17 protein-coding genes are annotated in these 18109 nt (G+C 70.9%); 3 read left to right on the plus strand and 14 right to left on the minus strand.

All coding sequences use genetic code 11. The features are described from left to right. Positions 1-123 precede the first annotated feature (123 nt). The 5 genes from AB0J64_RS00845 to AB0J64_RS00865 are packed head-to-tail and all read right to left on the minus strand — an operon-like array spanning position 124 to position 4665. On the minus strand, positions 124-855 hold the full coding sequence (locus tag AB0J64_RS00845) for an ABC transporter ATP-binding protein (protein ID WP_364018602.1): 732 nt from the start codon (positions 853-855) through the stop codon (positions 124-126). Continuing rightward, entirely contained in the window at positions 848-1591 is a 744-nt protein-coding gene (locus AB0J64_RS00850; protein WP_364018604.1) for an ABC transporter ATP-binding protein, read from the minus strand. Before AB0J64_RS00850 ends, AB0J64_RS00845 begins: the two co-directional genes overlap by 8 nt. Then, the gene (locus tag AB0J64_RS00855) at positions 1588-2577 is read right to left on the minus strand and encodes a branched-chain amino acid ABC transporter permease (protein WP_364018605.1); all 990 of its coding nucleotides are present in this window, start codon (positions 2575-2577) and stop codon (positions 1588-1590) included. The genes AB0J64_RS00850 and AB0J64_RS00855 overlap by 4 nt, the downstream gene beginning before the upstream one ends. Continuing rightward, positions 2561-3442: a branched-chain amino acid ABC transporter permease gene (locus tag AB0J64_RS00860; RefSeq protein WP_364018607.1), complete on the minus strand. Its 882-nt coding sequence runs from the start codon at positions 3440-3442 to the stop codon at positions 2561-2563. Before AB0J64_RS00860 ends, AB0J64_RS00855 begins: the two co-directional genes overlap by 17 nt. Then, positions 3436-4665 carry an amino acid ABC transporter substrate-binding protein gene (locus tag AB0J64_RS00865; protein WP_364018608.1) on the minus strand — a complete coding sequence of 410 codons (1230 nt, stop codon included), beginning with the start codon at positions 4663-4665 and terminating at the stop codon, positions 3436-3438. Before AB0J64_RS00865 ends, AB0J64_RS00860 begins: the two co-directional genes overlap by 7 nt. Positions 4666-4768: 103 nt before the next feature. Between AB0J64_RS00865 and AB0J64_RS00870 the strand changes: the two genes are divergently transcribed. The 3 genes from AB0J64_RS00870 (at position 4769) to AB0J64_RS00880 (ending at position 8990) form a co-directional block, all read left to right on the plus strand. Further along, positions 4769-5800, plus strand: a complete 1032-nt coding sequence (locus tag AB0J64_RS00870; protein ID WP_364018610.1) for a LacI family DNA-binding transcriptional regulator — start codon at positions 4769-4771, stop codon at positions 5798-5800. A gap of 143 nt (positions 5801-5943) precedes the next feature. Next, positions 5944-6654 carry a hypothetical protein gene (locus tag AB0J64_RS00875; RefSeq protein ID WP_364018612.1) on the plus strand — a complete coding sequence of 237 codons (711 nt, stop codon included), beginning with the start codon at positions 5944-5946 and terminating at the stop codon, positions 6652-6654. Between the two features lie 29 nt (positions 6655-6683). Further along, positions 6684-8990 carry a PQQ-dependent sugar dehydrogenase gene (locus AB0J64_RS00880; RefSeq protein WP_364018614.1) on the plus strand — a complete coding sequence of 769 codons (2307 nt, stop codon included), beginning with the start codon at positions 6684-6686 and terminating at the stop codon, positions 8988-8990. Here the strand turns inward: AB0J64_RS00880 and AB0J64_RS00885 are convergent. The 9 genes from AB0J64_RS00885 to AB0J64_RS00925 all read right to left on the minus strand — a co-directional run bounded on the left by AB0J64_RS00885 (position 8987) and on the right by AB0J64_RS00925 (position 18002). Next, a complete protein-coding gene (locus AB0J64_RS00885; RefSeq protein ID WP_364018616.1) occupies positions 8987-9409 on the minus strand; it encodes a hypothetical protein in 423 nt (140 codons plus the stop codon). The two genes, AB0J64_RS00880 and AB0J64_RS00885, sit on opposite strands and share 4 nt — an antisense overlap. A 51-nt stretch (positions 9410-9460) precedes the next feature. Beyond that, positions 9461-9883, minus strand: a complete 423-nt coding sequence (locus tag AB0J64_RS00890; RefSeq protein ID WP_345002556.1) for a hypothetical protein — start codon at positions 9881-9883, stop codon at positions 9461-9463. Positions 9884-9915: 32 nt separating this feature from the next. Then, positions 9916-10923: a hypothetical protein gene (locus tag AB0J64_RS00895; RefSeq protein WP_364018618.1), complete on the minus strand. Its 1008-nt coding sequence runs from the start codon at positions 10921-10923 to the stop codon at positions 9916-9918. A 9-nt stretch (positions 10924-10932) separates the two neighbouring features. Further along, positions 10933-13290: an aerobic carbon-monoxide dehydrogenase large subunit gene (cutA, locus tag AB0J64_RS00900; protein ID WP_364018620.1), complete on the minus strand. Its 2358-nt coding sequence runs from the start codon at positions 13288-13290 to the stop codon at positions 10933-10935. Next, the gene (locus AB0J64_RS00905; RefSeq protein WP_364018622.1) at positions 13287-13763 is read right to left on the minus strand and encodes a (2Fe-2S)-binding protein; all 477 of its coding nucleotides are present in this window, start codon (positions 13761-13763) and stop codon (positions 13287-13289) included. Before AB0J64_RS00905 ends, cutA begins: the two co-directional genes overlap by 4 nt. After that, positions 13753-14583 (minus strand): FAD binding domain-containing protein, encoded by an 831-nt coding sequence (locus AB0J64_RS00910; protein ID WP_364018624.1) that lies wholly within the window; start codon positions 14581-14583, stop codon positions 13753-13755. The genes AB0J64_RS00905 and AB0J64_RS00910 overlap by 11 nt, the downstream gene beginning before the upstream one ends. Beyond that, on the minus strand, positions 14580-15992 hold the full coding sequence (locus AB0J64_RS00915; protein ID WP_364018626.1) for a solute carrier family 23 protein: 1413 nt from the start codon (positions 15990-15992) through the stop codon (positions 14580-14582). Before AB0J64_RS00915 ends, AB0J64_RS00910 begins: the two co-directional genes overlap by 4 nt. A gap of 188 nt (positions 15993-16180) precedes the next feature. Continuing rightward, the gene (locus AB0J64_RS00920) at positions 16181-16390 is read right to left on the minus strand and encodes an RNA-binding S4 domain-containing protein (protein WP_364018628.1); all 210 of its coding nucleotides are present in this window, start codon (positions 16388-16390) and stop codon (positions 16181-16183) included. Positions 16391-16400: 10 nt separating this feature from the next. Then, positions 16401-18002 (minus strand): PucR family transcriptional regulator ligand-binding domain-containing protein, encoded by a 1602-nt coding sequence (locus AB0J64_RS00925; protein ID WP_364018630.1) that lies wholly within the window; start codon positions 18000-18002, stop codon positions 16401-16403. Between the last annotated feature and the right edge of the window lie 107 nt (positions 18003-18109).

Genomic DNA, 18109 nt, shown 5'->3' on the forward strand with positions numbered 1-18109 from the left:
GGCGAGGGCGGCGGAGCGGCGAGGGCGGCGGGTGGACGGGGCGGCGGCGGAGCGGCCGGGAGCGGCGTTCCCGCTCGCATGATCGGGGGCCCGCTCCCCTTGGCCCGCCCGCGCGCCCCGCCGCTAGGTGGCCGGGGCGCCGCCGAGGTAGAGGCGGCCGAGGCGGGGGTCGGCGGCGAGTGCCGGGGCGGGGCCCGTGATGTGGACGCGGCCGAGGTCCAGGACACAGCCGACGTCCGCCATCTCCAGCGCCCGGCGCGCGTTCTGCTCCACCAGCAGCACCGCGACCCCGGTACGCCGCATCAGGTCGATCTGATCGAAGACCACCTGCGTGTTACGCGGGTCGAGCCCCATCGACGGCTCGTCCAGCAGCACCACGGAGGGCTCGAGCATGAGCGCCCGCGCGAACTCCACCTGCTTCTGCTGCCCGCCCGACAGCAGCCCCGCCATGGTCCCCCACCGCTCGGCCACCACCGGGAACAGCTCCTTGACCGCCTCCATCCGGGCCTGGAGCTTCGCGGGGTCCCGCACGGTGAAACCGCCGAGCCGGACGTTCTCGGCCACCGTCATCTCGCGGAACACGCTGTGCCCCTGCAGCACGTGGGCCAGCCCGAGCCCGAGCAGCCGCTGCGGCGACAGGCCCGTCACGTCCTGTCCCGCCAGCAGGACCCGTCCCGAGCGGGGGGCGAGCAGGCCGCTGGCGACCTTGAGCGCGGTGGACTTGCCCGCGCCGTTCGGCCCGACGAGGCACACAACCTCCCCGGCGCGGACGGTGACGGACAGGCCGCGCAGCACGGGCGCCGCCCTGCCGTACCCGGCCTCGACGTCTTCCAGTGACAGCAGGGTCTCAGACACCGAGGTACGCCTCCAGGACGCGAGGGTCGTCCCGCACCTCGGCGGGCGGGCCGGACGCGATGGGCGCGCCGCGGTCGAAGACGATCACGTGGTCGCACATGCCCATCACCATGTCCATGTTGTGCTCGACGACGAGGAACGTACGGCCCTCCGCGTTGAGCTCGCGTACGAGGGAGACGATGCGGTCGATCAGCGCCGGGTTCACTCCGCCCGCGGGCTCGTCCAGGAGCACGAGGTCGGGCTCGGCCATGAGGACGGCGGCCAGTTCGAGCAGCTTCTGCTGGCCGTAGGACAGGTCGCGCGCCTCGGCGTCCTCCAGGTGCTCGATGCCCATGCGCCGCAGCCAGTGCCGGGCCCGCTCCACCTCGCCCTTGTCGCGCAGCCCGGCCAGCAGCTCGCGCAGGCGGGTGCGGCGGACGGCGACCAGCATGTTCTCCAGCACGGTCAGGCGCGGGAAGACGCGGCAGAGCTGGAAGGTGCGGCCGATCCCGGCGTGCGCGACGCGGTGCGGCGAGTGGCGGGTGATGTCGCGGTCGCGGTAGAGGACGCGGCCGGAGTCCGGCTTGATCATGCCGGTGACGATGTTGAAGAAGGTGGTCTTGCCGGAGCCGTTCGGCCCGATCAGGCCGTTGATCTCGCCGTCGCGCAGCTCGACGGTCGCCCCGTCCACGGCGAGCACGCCGCCGAACGACTTGGTCAGCCCTTCGGTCCGCAGTGACGAGGTTGACGAGGTCATCGGACCGCCCCCTGGAGCCGCTGTTCGGCCGTCTCGTCCGGGATGGAGGGCCCGGTACGTCTCCTGGTCAGCCGGGCGAGGATGCCGTCCGGCATGAACAGCACCACCAGCACCAGCACCACGCCCGTAGCGGCCAGGTGGATCTGCGTCTCGCCCAGCGCGATCAGGAAGTACTCCCCCGCCGGGGCCACGATGAGCGCCCCGAGCAGCGGCCCGAACAGGTGCCTGACCCCGCCGAGCAGGCTCATCAGCACCATGTACGACCCGATCAGGATGGAGAAGACGAAGATGGGGTCGAGGCTGCCGAACCAGACCGCGTACAACCCGCCGGCGAGCGACACGAACAGGGCCGACAGGGCGAAGGCCGTCACCTTGTACGCCCCGGTCGGCACCCCCAGGGACTCCGCCTTGTCCTCGTCCTCCCTGATCGCCCGCAGACCCGCGCCGAAGCGCGAGCGCGAGACGTACCACCAGGACAGCAGCGCGAGCCCGAGCAGCGCCAGGAACAGGTAGAAGAAGACGATGTGCGTCTGTCCCCTGTGCAGGCCGGGGAAGGGCGAGGGCACCTGCAGCCCGGTGGAGCCGCCGGTGAGCGAGCGCCAGCCCTGCACGATGAGGTTCATCATCGACACGAGCGCGATCGAGACGATCACGAACGACGCCCCGCGCACCCGGACGGCCGCGACGCCGACACCGACGGCGAACACCGTGACCGCCAGAGCCGAGACCAGCAGGGCCACGACCCACGGCACGCCGAGGCGGACCACGAGCAGGCCGGTCCCGTACGCGCCGAGGCCGAAGAACGTCGAGTGGCCGAGGGAGACGTAGCCGGTGAAACCGCCCAGGAGGTTCCAGGACGTCGACATGGCCGCGTACATGACGGTCAGCGCGCCCGCGTACACCAGGTAGTAGTTCGGGACGATCCACGGATAGGCGAGCGCCAGGCAGGCGAGCGCCAGCGGGATCCCTCTAGAAGCGATGCGCAAGCCGGCCTCCGAAGAACCCCTGGGGACGCGCGAGCAGGGTCAGGAAGAGGAAGACGTAGAACATCATCGTGGCCCAGGTGGCGTCCACGGTCACCAGCACGACGCCCTCGACCAGGCCGAGCATGACGGCCGCCAGCGCCGCGCCGATCACGCTGCCCAGCCCGCCGACCACGATGACGGCCATCAGCTTGCCGATCCACACCCAGTGCGAGGCGGGGAAGAACGGCGTGATCAGCGCGAGGACGGTCCCGCCCACGGCGGCCGTGGCGAGGCCGACGCCGAAGCCGTACCCGGCGACCCGCTCGGTCTGGACGCCGACCAGCCTGGCCGCCTCCCGGTGCTGGATCGTGGCCCGCAGCGCCTGCCCGAACCGGCTCTTGACCAGCACCGCGAAGAGCACGGCGAGGGTGATCGCCGCGACGCAGAAGGCGATGATCCGGTCGTACGGGAGGTGCACGCCGCCGATCGTCAGGGAGCGCGTGGCGTAGTCCATGCTGACCGACTTGTAGGAGCCGGTGTAGAACGTCCCGAGCAGCCCCTCGATCGTCAGCGCGATCCCGAACGTCAGCAGTACCGACATCATCGCCAGGTTGTCCGGCGCCAGCCGGGCGACCAGCAGCCGCTGGACCGCCACGCCCAGCCCGAAGAAGAGCGGCACCGTCACCGGCAGCGCCAGGAACGGGTCCACCCCGAGCGTCGTGTGGACGGTGTAGGTCAGGTACGCGGCCAGGAACAGGAACGCCGGGTGCGCCACCATGACGACCCGCATCACGCCGAAGTACAGCGACAGCCCCGAGGCCAGCAGCGCGTACAGGCCGCCGGTCAGCACGCCCAGGGCCAGCCCCTGCAGGACCAGGCTCACCATTCCTTCTTCGGGTAGACGATGTCGGCGGTCTTGGCCTGCTCGGGGAGCACGATCTCGACCTTTCCGTTGACGTACTGCTGGATCATGTGCGCCTGCTCGGGCCTGCCCTGGTCGTCGAAGGAGAGCTTGCCCACGACCGTGTCGAACGTGCCCTGCCTGATGTGGTCGGCCAGCTTGTCCTGGCACTCCTTGGTCGGGTCGACGCACTTGACCGCGTTCACGGCGGCCTCGACGACCTGGCCGACGGTGAAGCCGTTGGCGGTGTCCTCGTTCGCCTCGCCGTTGAACATCTCCTTGTGCCGTTTGATCATCTCCTCGTTGCCGGTGAAGGTGGCCGTGGCCGACCAGCCGACGGGCGAGATGATGTTCTCGGCCGCCCCCTTCACCGCGGTGACGAACTCGGGCTCCGTCGGCCCGGTCGAGAAGGCCGCCAGCTTGGGCTGCACCTTGAGCTCCTGCAGCGCCCGCACCAGGCCCACGGAGTCCTCGAACTGGGTGCCGCCCACGACGATGTCCGGCTTGGCGGCGGCGATCTTGGCGGCGATGGGCCCGAACTCGGTGGTCTCGGGCGGGTACACCTCGTCCACGACCGTCTTGATCCCGGCCGCGGCGAGCTTGTCCCTCAGCCCGTAGGCGGTGCCCTGGGCGAACGGGTCGTCCAGGCTCGCGTACGCCGCCGTCTTCGGCCGCTTGTCGGCGGGCAGCTTGATGATGTAGTCGGCCAGGTAGTTGTAGTGGTCGCTGGCGATCGCGGGCGCCGCGTAGAACAGCCGCTTGAAGCCCTGCTCGAAGACCTCCTTGGCGGCCCCGGCCGGCTCGACGAAGAGCATGTTGTACGACTCCGCGACCTTCGCCGCCGGAATCACCAGCCGCGAGGAGAACGGCCCGAAGACCAGGTTGACCTTGTCCTGCGTGATGAGCGATTCGTAGTCGGAGCTGACCCGGTTAGGGTCGGAGGCATCGTCGCGGAAGATCAGCTCGACCTTCCTGCCGAGCAGGCCGCCCTTGGCGTTCACCCGGTCGGCCCAGACCTGGTAGCCGTCTTTGATGCCGTTGCCGGGCTCGGCGAAGTCGCCCGTGAGCGGGAGCGAGATGCCGATCTTCACCGGCCCCTGCTGCTGCCCCGGCGACTGGGCCGCGCCGGGTTCGTCGGTCTTCGCACAGGCGGTGACGGCTAAACCGCAGATTGAGATGATCGCCAGACTCTTGAGAACTCTTGCCATCGAGGAGACCCCCGTCAGAAGAGGCGCCACGAAAGCGCTTTCGTAAGCGCTTTCGGTTACGATTGCACGGGATCCAGCCCCGGACAAGGGGGGTTCGCAGCACATGGCCGACCATCCTCATCCGCCCCGGCTCGTCGATGTGGCCAAGGCCGCGGGGGTCTCGCTGGCGACGGCCTCCCGGGCCCTGACAGGCAGCACGGGGGTGAGCGCCCAGGTCGCCGCCCATGTCCAGGCGGTCGCGTCCCAGGTCGGATACGTGCCCAACAGCCACGCGCGGGCGCTGGCCGGCGGGCAGGCGTCCATGGTCGGGCTGGTCGTGCACGACGTCGGCGACCCCTACTTCGGCGAGATCGCCAGGGGCGTGCTGCGCGAGACCGAGAGCCGCGGCTACCTGGCGCTGATCAGCCAGACCGAGCGCGACCCGCGTGCCGAGCTGGCCAGGCTCCGGGCGTTGCGCGCGCACCGGGTCACCTCGATCGTGCTGGCGGGCTCCGGATACGTCGACGCGGGCACCGAGGCCGACATCGCCACCGAGGTGCGCTCGTTCACGGCGGCGGGCGGCCGGGTGGCCGTGATCGGCCGCCACCACCTGCCGGTGGACGCCGTGCTGCCCGACAACGCGGCCGGGGGCTCCACGCTCATGCACCACCTGCTCGACCTGGGCCACCGCCGCCTCGGCGTGCTCGGCGGACCGGCCAACCTGACCACGGTCGAGGACCGGCTGGCCGGGCTGCGGGCGGCGCTCGCCGCGGCCGGGCTCGACTGGCGCTCGTTCCCCATCGTGCACGGCGACTTCACCAGGGAGGGCGGCGCGGCGGCGACCGCCAGGCTGATGCGCGCGCACCCCGATCTGACGGCGATCGTGGCGCTGAACGACCCGATGGCGGTGGGCGCGCTGTCGTGGCTGCTCGGCAACGGGCGCAGGGTGCCCGGGGAGATCTCGGTGGCCGGGTTCGACGACGTGCCGGTGGCGCGTGACGTCTATCCGGCGCTGACCACGATCAAACTGCCCATGGTCGGCATGGGCAGGCAGGCGCTCGAGCTCGTGCTCAAGCCGCCCGCATCCCGCCCGCGCCGCCGCCGCACCTCGCACGAGCTGGTCGTACGTGCCTCCACGGCCCCTCCGCCCGTCTGACGGGCGGCGCTCCACGCCCCCACTGCGATCTTGACGCGGCCTCCACCGCCCCCTTGACAGCCCCATCCCCCGGGTTACGATCCGGGTCAACGAAAGCGCTTTCGGAAGCGCTTACGAGAGCGCACCCGGCGAGAGGATCCCGGATGTCAGCCTTTCGCACCCTCGTCCTCGCGGCCATGCTCGTCATGGCCGTGCCGATCCCCGCCCAGGCCGCCACCGGGCAGGACTGCGGCCTGGGACACGCCAAGGTGAAGCACGTGAACGACGAGCGCAACTGGGCGCCCGTGACCCCGTCCAAGTGGCGGTTCCCCGGCGACCAGGTGATCCTCGCCGAGGCGGGAGAGGCCCGCCCCGGCCCGCGCCGCCCCTTCGAGTACGCCGTGCTCAGGACCGGCCCCGAGTTCGGCTCGGTGCGGATCGACGCGGACGTCCGCCTGGACACCCCGACCAGCGTCAGCAACCGCGACGTGATCATCGTGTTCGGCTACCGGTCGGACACGGAGTTCTACTATGTCCACCTTTCTCAGGACAACACCATCTACCCGCACAACGGGATCTTCGTCGTCAACCATGCCGACCGCCTGCGCATCGACGACCAGTGGAACGGCCAGGTGGGCGCGCCGCCCGCGGTCACCGACATGGAGTGGCACCATGTCCGCGTCACCCACTGCGTGGACACCGGCCGCATCGCGGTCTACGTGGACGGCGCCACGACCCCGCTGATCACGGCCACCGACCGCACGTTCGCGTCGGGCCGGGTCGGCTTCGGCTCGTTCGACAACGTCGGCAGGATGCGTGACCTGACCGTCAAGGGCACCCCGGCCTGCGACGGCACCCCGCCCGCCGAGCAATGACACCCCCGACACCCTGGTGGTGAACAGGTATGCCGAAAACCCTCCGGTGCCTGATCGCCGCGGTGCTGGTGACCGCGTTATGCGCGCCGCCGGCAGCCGCGCAGGCCGAGCCGACGCCCATCGACGATCCCATTCCCGAGAAGCCCACCCCGTCCAGCCTGACGCTGACGCTGGAGGAGTTCGCCTCGTTCCCGAAGAGCGAGACGACCCCCGCTCCAACCGACGCGCGACTGGTCCGCTGGGCGCGGATCAACTACCTGGGCGAGCTGCCGGACGGCTCGCGCCGGCTGTTCGTCAACGACCTCAACGGCAAGCTCTACTTCCTCGACAAGGGCCAGCCGCGCGAATACCTCGACGTCGGCGCCACCTTCGCCCCCGACTTCGTCTCGGGCCGCGGCTTGGGGAGCGGGTTCGGCTTCGCCGCCTTCCACCCCGACTTCGCCAGGAACGGCAAGTTCTACACGATCCACACCGAGTGGGGTGACGCGCTGACCGCGAAGACACCCGACATGGCGCCCCAGCCGGGCACCAGGTTCCACGGCGTGATCACCGAGTGGACGGCCACGGACCCGAAGGCGAACGTCTTCTCCGGCACCCGCAGGGAGGTGCTGCGGCTCGGCTTCAGCGGCCAGGTCCACGGCATCCAGCAGATCGACTTCAACCCGAACGCGCGCCGCGGCGACAAGGACTACGGCCTGCTCTACGTCGCCTCGGGTGACGGCGGCCGCGGGGTGTCCAGCGACGACCCGCAGAACCTGGCGAACCCGTACGGCAAGATCCTCAGGATCGACCCCGCGGGCACGAACGGCGCGAACGGCAGATACGGCATCCCCGCCGCGAACCCCTTCGCCGGCCAGTCCGGCAAGCTGGGCGAGATCTACGCGTACGGGATGCGCGACCCCCACCGCTTCAGCTGGGACCCGCAGACGAACCGGCTGTTCCTCGGCCACATCGGCGAGCACGCCATCGAAGCCGTCTACGACGTCGGCGCGGGCGACAACCTGGGATGGAGCGAGCGCGAGGGCCCGTTCGTGTTCAACAAGGCCGACCGCTGCCACCTGTACACGCTGCCGGACGACGACGCGACGTACGGCTACACCTACCCGGTGGCCGCCTACGACCACGACCCGCCGCCCGGCCACTCGTGCACCTCCGACAGCGGCCACGCCGTCGGCGGCGGGTTCGTCTACCGCGGGCAGAAGCTGCCGCTGCTGTACGGCAGGTATCTGTTCGGCGACATCGTGGACGGCCAGGTCTTCTTCACCGTCGCCGCCCAGATGGACGAGCGGAGCGGCCGCCGGGCCACGATCTACAAGCCGCGCCTGGTGGACGCGACCGGCAAGCAGGTGACCATGCGGGACCTGGCCGGGGACACCCGCGTGGACCTGCGCTTCGGCCGTGACGGCGCGGGCGAGCTCTACGTGCTGTCCAAGGCGAACGGCAAGATCTGGAAGGTCACCAAGGCCGGCTGGACGCCGCCCGACGTGCTGCCGACCCTGCGCGACGACGTGGTGGCCGCGTACGACTTCGAGCACCCGCTGCCCGGCGACCCCGCCCAGGAGCAGGACCAGGGCCGGTCGGGCACGAACATCGCGCTGGTCAACGGGGGCGCCGCCATGCGCGTGGCCGACCCGGCCTACCGGGGCAGCACGTACGCGCTGCAGACCCGCCAGGTCGACCCGGCCACGGCCGGCAACGACGACTGGAAGGCCGGCGTCTACGGCGCGGACGGCGTGCCGGCGCTGCACGCGTTCAACGGCGTCAAGGGCGTCACCGTCATGGGCTGGTTCAAGATGCAGGGCGAGGGGCCCGCGCTCAACTCCAACACCGACGACCCGGCCGACCGCTTCAACGCGATCGGCCTGGCGGGGCTGCTCAGCGGCAACTCCCAGGGGCACGACGTCAGGGCCCTGCTGGAGCTCATCACGGTCGACGGCGAGCTGCGGGTCGTGGCGCTCGCCAGGCGCGTGGACGGCGGCAGCTCCCAGACCTTCGCCGCGAAACAGCCCTGGCAGGAGATCCTGCCGCGCGACCAGTGGGTCTTCCTCGCCGCGACGTTCGACTTCGACACCGGGGCGATGAAGCTGTTCAGGAACGGCCGCCCGCTCGACGGCTCCTACACGGTCACCGGCGACCCGTGGGGCGTCCAGGGCGAGCCCGAGCCCGACGTCACCTCGGCGACCGACCCGAGAGGCATCAAGATCGGCGGCAGTTACCCGCAGAACACCAGGGAGCAGAATCCCTGCGACTGCCGGATGGACGGGCTCATGTTCCTGGACCGGGTCGCGGCCCCGGTCGAGATCTGGGCCCAGTACGAGCTGGCGCGCTCGCGCTAGGAAATGGTCTGCATCTTCTTCGTCCGGTGATCGGTGAGGTGGAGGTCGCCGCCGAGCCGCTCCTTGAGCAGGTCGAGCACCTTGCGGCTGGACAGCACCGTCCAGAGCCTGCCGACCAGGTGCGGGTTGTACTCGGGGGCGGCGTCCATCCAGGCGTCCTTGCCCGCCTGGGTCTTGAACGTCGTGACGAAGAACTCTCCGTCAGGGGTCTTGCAGTAGCCGGTACGGATCTCCGCGGCATTGACCTGCATCTTCGGCTTGCAGCCGACCTTGGCGGCGAGCTGCTCGACGGTGAGGGGGGCGGCGGCGTCGCCCAGCTGTCCGCCTGCTGCGACGTAGCCGCCTCCGCTCCCTGAGGAGCAGCCGGCGACCAGTCCGGCCAGCAGCGCGAAAGCGGCCAGACGTGGAAGTGTCGTCATGTGCGGAGGTACGCAGGCCCCCGAACCCCGGTTCATCCCATACCGGCTTGGTTACTTCGGTGGCGCCGGCGTCTGGGAGACCCTGTGGTCCATCAGGTGCAGGTCGCCGCTGAGCGGCTCCTTCAGCTGCTCCAGCACCTCGAGCGGCCCCAGCACCGTCCACCGGGGGCCGACCAGGTGCGGGTTGTACTCGGGCGCGCGGTCCATCCACTCGTCCTTGAGCTTCTCACTCGCGAACGTGTTGACGAAGAACTGCCCGACCTTGGTCTTGCAGTAGCCGGTACGCAGGTCGGCGGCGTTGACCTGCATCTTCGGCTTGCAACCGACCTTGGCGGACAGCTGCTCCACGGTCAGGGGGGCGGCGGCCTTCTGGGTGTCGCCTGCTGCGGCGTAGTCGCCCCAGCCCCCTGAGGAGCAGCCGGCGACCAGCCCGGCCAGCAGCGCGAAAGCGGCCAGACGTGGAAATGTCGTCATGTGCGGAGGTACGCACCGAAAATCGCCCCGGTTCAGCGGAGAATGACGCAACCCTGATCGCGGAGCCGGCGCAGCACCTCGAGCTCGCCGTCGAGCTTGTTCCAGCGCAGGTCGAGCTTCTCCAGCGGGGGCAGCGTCGCAGGCAGCGCACGCAGCCGGTTGTTACGGAGGTCGAGGTGCCGGAGGCCGGGCGGCAGCGCGTCCGGCAGCTCGCGCAGCCGGTTGTTCCGCAGGTCCAGCACGCGCAGCTCGCCCAGCTCGGCGATCGACGCGGGCAGCCGGGCCAGCCGGTTGCCCTGCACGTGGAGCTCCCGCAGCCGCCGCAGCCCGCCGATGGACTCCGGCAGCGCCTCCAGCCGGTTGCCGTACAGCCGCAGCTCCACCAGTGCGGCCATCCGCCCGATGGACTCGGGCAGCCGGGTCAGCCGGTTGTCGGTGAGGTTGAGGTACGCGAGCCGTCCCAGCCGCCCGATCGCCTCCGGCACCTCGGTGAGCAGGTTGTCGCTGAGATACAGGTAGTCGGTGAGGTCCAGGTCCCCGATCTCGGGCGGGACGGAGGCGAGCCGGTTGTGCCCCAGGTCGAGCATGCGCAGCCGGGTCAGGCCGCCGATCGCGGCCGGGACCTCGGTGAGCGCGTTCTCGGCCAGGTTGAGCGACTCCAGCCCGGTCAGCTTCCACAGGGAGGCCGGCACGCCGGTCAGCCCGTTACCGCCGACCGCGAGGTGCCGCAGGCGGGGGCTCAGCCGGTCGGGGATCGCGCCGACGCGGTTGCCGTACAGGAAGAGGACCTCCAGGTACGGCGGGCAGCGCGGGAAGGACGTCAGCTCGTTGCCGTCGAGGTGCAGCGCGCGCAGCGCGGTCAGCCCGGAGAGGTCGGGCAGCGAGCGCAGGCGGTTGCCGTCGAGCCTGAGCTCCTCGAGCGCACCGAGCCGGGCCACCCGGTCAGGGACCTCGGAGAGGTCGTTCCAGGCCAGGTCGATCAGCCGGACATCGTCGGGGACGACGGGAAAGGCGGTCAGACCGGCATCGGGAGCGCGCATAGCGACAGATCATCGCATACGGGAGCGCAGGTCGAAGAGCTCGGACGGGGAGATGGGCATGCGGTCGATGGGGATGCCCTCGGCGTCCTCGAGGGCCGAGGCGATGACCGCGGAGACGGGGATCACGCCGGCCTCGCCCGCGCCCTTGATGCCGAGCGGGTTGAGCGGCGACGGCGTCTCCAGGTGGGCGGTCTCGATGTGCGGGATCTCGGTGGCGTACGGCATGAGGAAGTCCATGAAGGAGGCGTTCACGAGCTGGCCGTGCGGGTCGTACACCATGCGCTCGTAGAGGGCGCCGCCGATGCCCTGCGCCACTCCGCCGTGGATCTGGCCCTCCACGATCATGGGGTTGATCAGCCGGCCGCAGTCGTGCACGACCGCGTACCGAGCCACCTTGATCTCGGCGGTCTCCGGGTCGGTCTCGACGATCGCCGCGTGCATGCCGGACGCGAACGTGGACCTGATCGGCGAGTAGTAGTCGCGCCCCTCCAGCCCCGGTTCGTCGCCCTCGGCGACCGGCGGCCGGTCGGGGGAGGTGGCGCCGGAGAACTGGGTCGCCTTCGCGGTCTCGTCGTCGAAGGCGTACCGCAGCGGGTTGGCCAGCACCGCCACCGTGGAGAGCGGGATGGACGCGGTCGGCGTGCCGGCGACGTGCACCATCCCGTCGGTGATCTCCAGGTCGGCCGGGTCGGCCTCCAGCGCGTCGGCGGCGATCCGCAGCGCCTTCTCGCGTACCTTCCTGCACGCCAGCGCGATGGCGTTGCCGCTGACGACGGCCGCGCGCGAGGCGAACGTGCCGACCGCGTACCCGAACCTGCGGGTGTCGCCGGTGACCACGCTCACCCGCTCGATCGGCACACCCAGCTCGGTGGCGGCGATCTGCGCGAACACCGTCTCGTGCCCCTGGCCCTGCGAGGTGAGCCCGGTGGACACGTGCACCCGCCCGTCGGAGGTCACCTGCACGTGGCCGCCCTCGTACGGCCCCACGCCGGTGCCCTCGACGTAGCACCCGATGCCGATGCCCCGGCCGGGGCGTCGCTCGAAGGAGTCCCAGCCGATCAGCTCCTTGACCATGCGGAGCATCTCCGGGTAGTCGCCGCTGTCGTAGATCAGCGGCCGCCCGTCCTGGAACGTCATCCCCTGGTCGTACGGGAACTCGTCGGGCCCGATGAAGTTGGCCGCGCGCACCTCGGTCCGGTCCTTGCCGAGATAGCGGGCGATCTTGTCCATGGTCCGCTCCATGCAGAACACGCCCTGCGGCCTGCCGGCTCCCCGGTAGGGCGTGACCTGCACGGTGTTGGTGTAGACGGCGGTGAACTCGACCCGGTAGGCCCCGATCCGGTACGGGCCCAGCAGCTGCGTCGAGGTGACGATCGGCACGATGATGCCGTAGGGCGTGTAGGCGCCGTGGTCGTGCAGGATCGTCACGTCCAGGCCGAGGACGCGGCCGTCGTCGTCGAAGCCGACCCGTACGTACTGCACCTGGCCGCGCTCGTGGGCCGACGAGATGAAGTGCTCCCTGCGGTCCTCCGTCCACTTGATCTCGCGCCCGAGCGTCATGGCCGCCCAGGGCACCAGCACCTCCTCGGGCCACGGGTGCACGATCTTCACCCCGAAGCCGCCGCCCACGTCGGGCGCGATCACCTCGACCTGCGGCAGCGGCAGCTCGAGTGCGGCGGCCACGGCCATGCGGACGCTGGTGGAGGTCTGGGTGCTGGAGTAGACGCGCAGGTCCCGGCCGTCCCAGCGGGCGTACACGCCGCGTCCCTCCAGGGGCATGCTGGCGCTGCGCTCGATGTCGAGCCGGAAGGCCAGCGTGTGCGGCGCGGTCTCGATCGCCTCCCGCGCGCCGCGCCCGTCGGCCGCCGCGACCTCCTGGACGAGGTGCGCGCCGACGTTGCCCGGCACGTCCTCGTGCACGAGCTGGGCGCCCTGCACCGCCTCCTCCAGGCCGACGACCGGCTTGAGCAGCTCGTAGTCGACCTCGATGAGCGCGCAGGCGTCCTCGGCCGCGTACCTGTCGGTGGCCACGACCATGACCACCGGCTCGCCGACGTGCCGGACGACCTCCCTGGCCAGCGGGTACGCGGTGCGCCCGTGCGTGAGGGCCGGGTGCGGGATCAGCAGCGGCAGCGGCCTGCCGACCCGCTCGGGCAGGTCCTCCCAGGTGTAGACGGCGACGAGCCCCTCCACATCGAGCGCGGCGGCCACGTCGATGTCGCGGATGCGGGCGTGCGCGTGCGGCGAGCGCACGAACGCGGCGGCCAGCGCGTCCCCGCCGAGGTCGTCGAGGAAGCGGCCCTGGCCGGTGAGCAGCCTCGGGTCCTCCCGCCGCTGCACGGGCTCCCCGAACAGCCTCGTCGTCATGTCTCCTCCGCCAGCAGCTCGGCGGCCCGGTGAACGGCCTTGACGATGTTCTGGTAGCCCGTGCACCGGCACAGGTTCCCGGAGATGCCCTCGAGCACCTCCTCCTCCGTGGGCGCCGGGTTGTCCCGCAGCATGGCGGTCACCGTGCACAGGAACCCCGGCGTGCAGAACCCGCACTGCAGCCCATGACACTCGGCGAACGCCCTTTGCACCGGCGACAGGCCGCCCTCCGGACCCAACCCTTCCACGGTGGTGATCTCGGAGCCGTCCACGCTGACCGCGAACGTCAGGCACGACCGCACCGGCTGCCCGTCGAGCAGCACGGTGCAGCAGCCGCAGACGCCGTGCTCGCAGCCGACGTGGGTGCCGGTCAGGCCGAGGTCGTGGCGCAGGCAGTCGGACAGCAGGCGGCGGGCGGGCACACTGACCCGTCTCGCGGCGCCGTTCACGACGAGCGTGATCTCATGCTCCACGAACCCCTGCCTCCCTGGTCGCGTTCCGCAACGCCCGCTCGGCCAGCACGCCCACGAGGTGACGGCGGTAGTCGGCCGACGCGTGGATGTCGCCCTCCGGTTCGACCCGTTCCCGTACGGCCCGCGCCGCCTCCGCGGGGCTCCCGGTCACGTCCACGACGACCGGCACGGGACCGACGCCGACGCAGGCGAGCGTGGCGGCTTCGACGTGGCCGTCCTCGCCGAGTGTCACGACGGCGCAGACCCCGGCCAGCGCGTAGTCGCCGTGCCGCCTGGCCACCTCTTCGAATGCTGCCCCGGTACGCGGACCCAATGCCGGGAAAAATGCCGACACGGCCAGCTCGCCCGGCTGGACCGCCGACTCCATGGGCCCGACGAAGAACTCCTGCGCGCCCACGTCGCGTACCGGCCCGTCCCAGCGGGCCACCCGTACGGAGCCGCCCAGCACGGCCAGCACCGCGGGCAGCTCGGCGGCCGGATCGGCGTGCACGAGGCTGCCCACCACGGTCCCCCGGTTCCTGATCACGGGATGCGCGACCAGCTTGAGCGCCCGGCTGAGCAGCGGATGCGCCTCGGCCCGCTCCGCCTGCGCGTGCGTGACCGCCGCCCCCACCCGGACACCGTCCTCCGTCGCCTCCATGACCTGCAGCTCCCGCAGGCGGCTGATGTCGACGAGATGGGCCGGGGCCGCCAGCCGCATGTTGAGCATGGGGATGAGGCTCTGCCCTCCGGCCAGCACCTTCCCGCCCACCTCGGCGAGCGTCCTGAGCGCTTCGCCGACGTCGCGGGGGGCGTGGTACTCGAACGGCGGCGGCTTCACCCGGCCTCGCTCCTGGCCGGCTCGGCGGGGCGGCCGGCGATGGCCCGGAGCAGGTGATAGCCGCCCAGCACCACGATGGTGCCGAGCGCGATCCCCTCCAGGGTGAAGTCCGCGCCGATGTAGTGGCTCACAGGTCCGATGGCCAGAATGATGCCCGCGCCGATCGGAACCATGTTCACGGGATCGGCGAAGTCCACCCTGTTCTCGATCCAGATCTTCGCGCCGAGCAGGCCGATCATCCCGTACAGGATGACGGTGACGCCGCCCAGCACGCCGCCCGGCGTGGCCGCGACGAGCGCGCCGAACTTGGGGCAGAGGCCGAAGAAGATGGCGATGACGGCGGCGATGTAGTAGGCGGCGGTCGAGTAGACCTTGGTGGCGGCCATGACGCCGATGTTCTCGGCGTACGTGGTGGTGGGCGACCCGCCGACCGCGCTGGCGACCATGGTGCCGACTCCGTCGGCCACCACGGCCCGGCCCACGTACGGGTCGACGTCGGCCCCGGTCATCTCGCCGACGGCCTTGACGTGCCCGATGTTCTCGGCGATGAGCGCGATGACGGCGGGCAGCACCAGCAGCACGGCCGAGGTCTTGAAGTCGGGGGCGTGGAAGTCCGGCACCCCGAACCACGGCGCCTTCTCCAGGGAGCTGAAGTTCACCCGGTCGTGCGGGAAGGCGGTGGCCACGCAGTACGTCCCCTCGACCGGGCAACCGGCCCCGGCGGCGTCCCGCAGGTTCGCCCCGGGCAGCACCGATGTGATGGGCCCGGCGGCCTTGTCCAGCACCCACGAGAGCACGAACCCGAAGACCAGGCCGACCAGCACCCCGATCCGCCCGACGAACCCCTTGAAGAGCACGATCACCACGAACGTGACCAGCATCGTGATGAGCGCGACCCAGTGGTCCTGCGGCCAGTAGACGTCCGCCACCACGTACGCCAGCCCGAACCCGATCAGCATCACGACCGCGCCGGTGACCACGGGCGGGAAGATGCGGTGGATGATCTGCACGCCGAGGAAGTGGATCGCCAGCCCGGCCAGCGCCAGCACGAACCCGGCGACCAGGATGGCGCCGGTCACGATCGCGTCCGCGCCCGCGGTGTCACCGCCCGCCGCCGCCCTGATGGCGAGCACCCCGCCCACGAAGGACGCGCTGGTGCCGAGGTAGGACGGTATCTTCCCCTTCACGATCAGCAGGAACAGGATCGTCGCGACGCCGGACATCATCACGGCGACGTTCGGATCCAGCCCCATCACCAGGGGGAAGACGAAGGTCGCGCCGAACATCGCGATCACGTGCTGCGCCCCGAACCCCACCATTCTGGGCCAGCTCAGCCGCTCGTCCGGCCTGACCACCTCTCCGGGAGCCAGGTGCTTGCCGTCACCGTGCTTTGTCCATCCCACAACCATGAGAGCCCCTCTTGTACTGGGCAGCGTCTAACTGCCGAGCTGTGCTCGGAGCGCTGTGATGGATGTCCTCGCTGCGCTGCGGATCCATCACAGCTGGCGCCACGTTCCGGTGCGGGCACATTAGGCCCGCCGGGACGGTGCTACACGGGCATGATCTGCCAAATCTGCGCCGGGGGCCAGTGAAACTGCTACTCCACCCGGATCGAGAACCCTTCGCCGCTGACCACCTGACCGGACCGGATCTTGGCGCGCTTGCGCAGCTCCACCTCGCCGTCCACCAGCACAAACCCCTCGGCGACCAGCTGCTTGGCCATCCCGCCCGTCTCCGTGACCCCGCAGTACTTCAGCAGGTCACACAGCGGGATGTACTCGGAGCGCAGTTCGAAGTCCACATCCACAGCCCCAACCCTAGATCCCCCGCATCCGCAGCACGTGCAGGGCCAGGGTGAGGTTGAGGCGCAGGTGGGGGTCGTCGGTGAAGTTGCCGAGCAGGCGTTCCAGCTTGCCGATGCGGTAGCGCAGCGTGTTGTAGTGGAAGTGCAGCCGCCGGGCCGTCTCCGCCACGTTGAGGTTGGTCTCCAGGAGCACCTGCAGGGTGCGCCGGAGGTCGGCGTTCTCGGCGTCGACGTCGGAGGCCAGCGGTCCGAGCGTCTCGCGGACGAACGCGTGCAGCTCCTCCGTGTCGTTCACCAGGGACAGCAGGCGGTAGACACCGAGCTGGTCGAAGTGGGCGACCGCGCCGGGCCCGTGCAGCTGGCGGCCCACCCGGGCCGCCTTCAACGCCTGCGAGTACGCCTCGGGCAGCGTCTCCGCCCCCTGGCTCGGCCGGGAGGTGCCGGTGGAGAACGTCGCGGGCGGCACGTCGGCGAAGGCCGAGGCCGCGTCCTTGGCCACCCGGGTGGCGTCGATCGAGGCGTCCACCACGGCCACCACCTCGTGCGAGAACCCCGCGACCGCCCCGCGCGGGTCGTGCCGCCGCATCGCCGCCGTCCAGCAGGCCACCAGCCGGTCCTGCGCGCTGCGTTCGTCGCCGTCCGGGTCCAGCTCGGCCACCAGCACGGTCACCGGGCGCGCCAGGTCCCAGCCGAACGCCCGCGCCCTGGCCGTGACGCGCTCCGCCGTGCCCGCCCGGCCGGTGAGCACGTCGCGCAGGAAGTCGGCGCGGTACTTGCTCTCGACGGCGTTGACCGCCTCCTGCCGCGTCACGACGAGCGCGGCGACGGTGGCGGCGCGTTCGAGGATGCCGACGTCGCTGTCCCTGATCGCCCCCGTCGGGCTGTAGGCGACGATCCTGCCGTGGTGGTGGCCCCCGGCGAGCACGGGCACCGAGGCGAACGACCGTGCCCTCCCCGGGGCGGCCGGAAGGGGCTGGCCCTCGAGGGAGATCGACTCGCGCAGGACCGCCAGGTGATCGTCGGCGCCCGCGCCGGCCAGGACGCGGCCCGAGCCGTCCACGGCCGCCACCGACACGTCGAGCAGCTGCGCCACCTCGGCGGTCACCTCGTTGAGCCCGCCGCCCGCCAGCACGACCTGCACGAGCGCCCGGTGCGCCTCCTCGGCGCGGGCGAGCACGGCGGCCTGGCGGTTCAGGATGTCCGTCAGCACCTGGTTGAGGATGTCGTCGAACCCGACGTCGTTCGGCAGCAGGATGAGCGGGAAGCCGAGCCGGTCGGCCTGCTCGACCATCTCGTCGGGCAGCTCGTCCACGTATCGCCCGAGCTTGATCGCCAGCGCCGACAGCCCGCGCTCGTCCAGGTCGGCCACCAGCCGCCCGAGTGACTGCGGGGTGTTGCGCAGCGGGTAGCCCGTGGTGAGCAGCAGCTCGTGCGGCTTGACCCAGGCCAGGATGTCGGGCACTTCCATGACGTTCAGCCGCTGCACGATGCGGCCCAGCCCGCTCTCCCCCGCGATCAGCCTGGCGTCGGCGAGCGTCGAGACGCCGAGCACCTCTCCTACGGAAACACCGTGAATGATCGTCCCGGTGCTGGCGAGCCGGACGGGGGGTTCCATGTGGACGATTGTGACTCCAGAAGCGGTCTGTCAGGAAGAGCCAACCTTCCCGCTGACTGTTGGCAAATTTCTCCGTACGGAGGGTTCCGCGCCCGTTCTACGGTCAG

The sequence above is a fragment of the Nonomuraea sp. NPDC049695 genome (assembly GCF_040674955.1).
GTDB lineage: Bacteria > Actinomycetota > Actinomycetes > Streptosporangiales > Streptosporangiaceae > Nonomuraea > Nonomuraea helvata.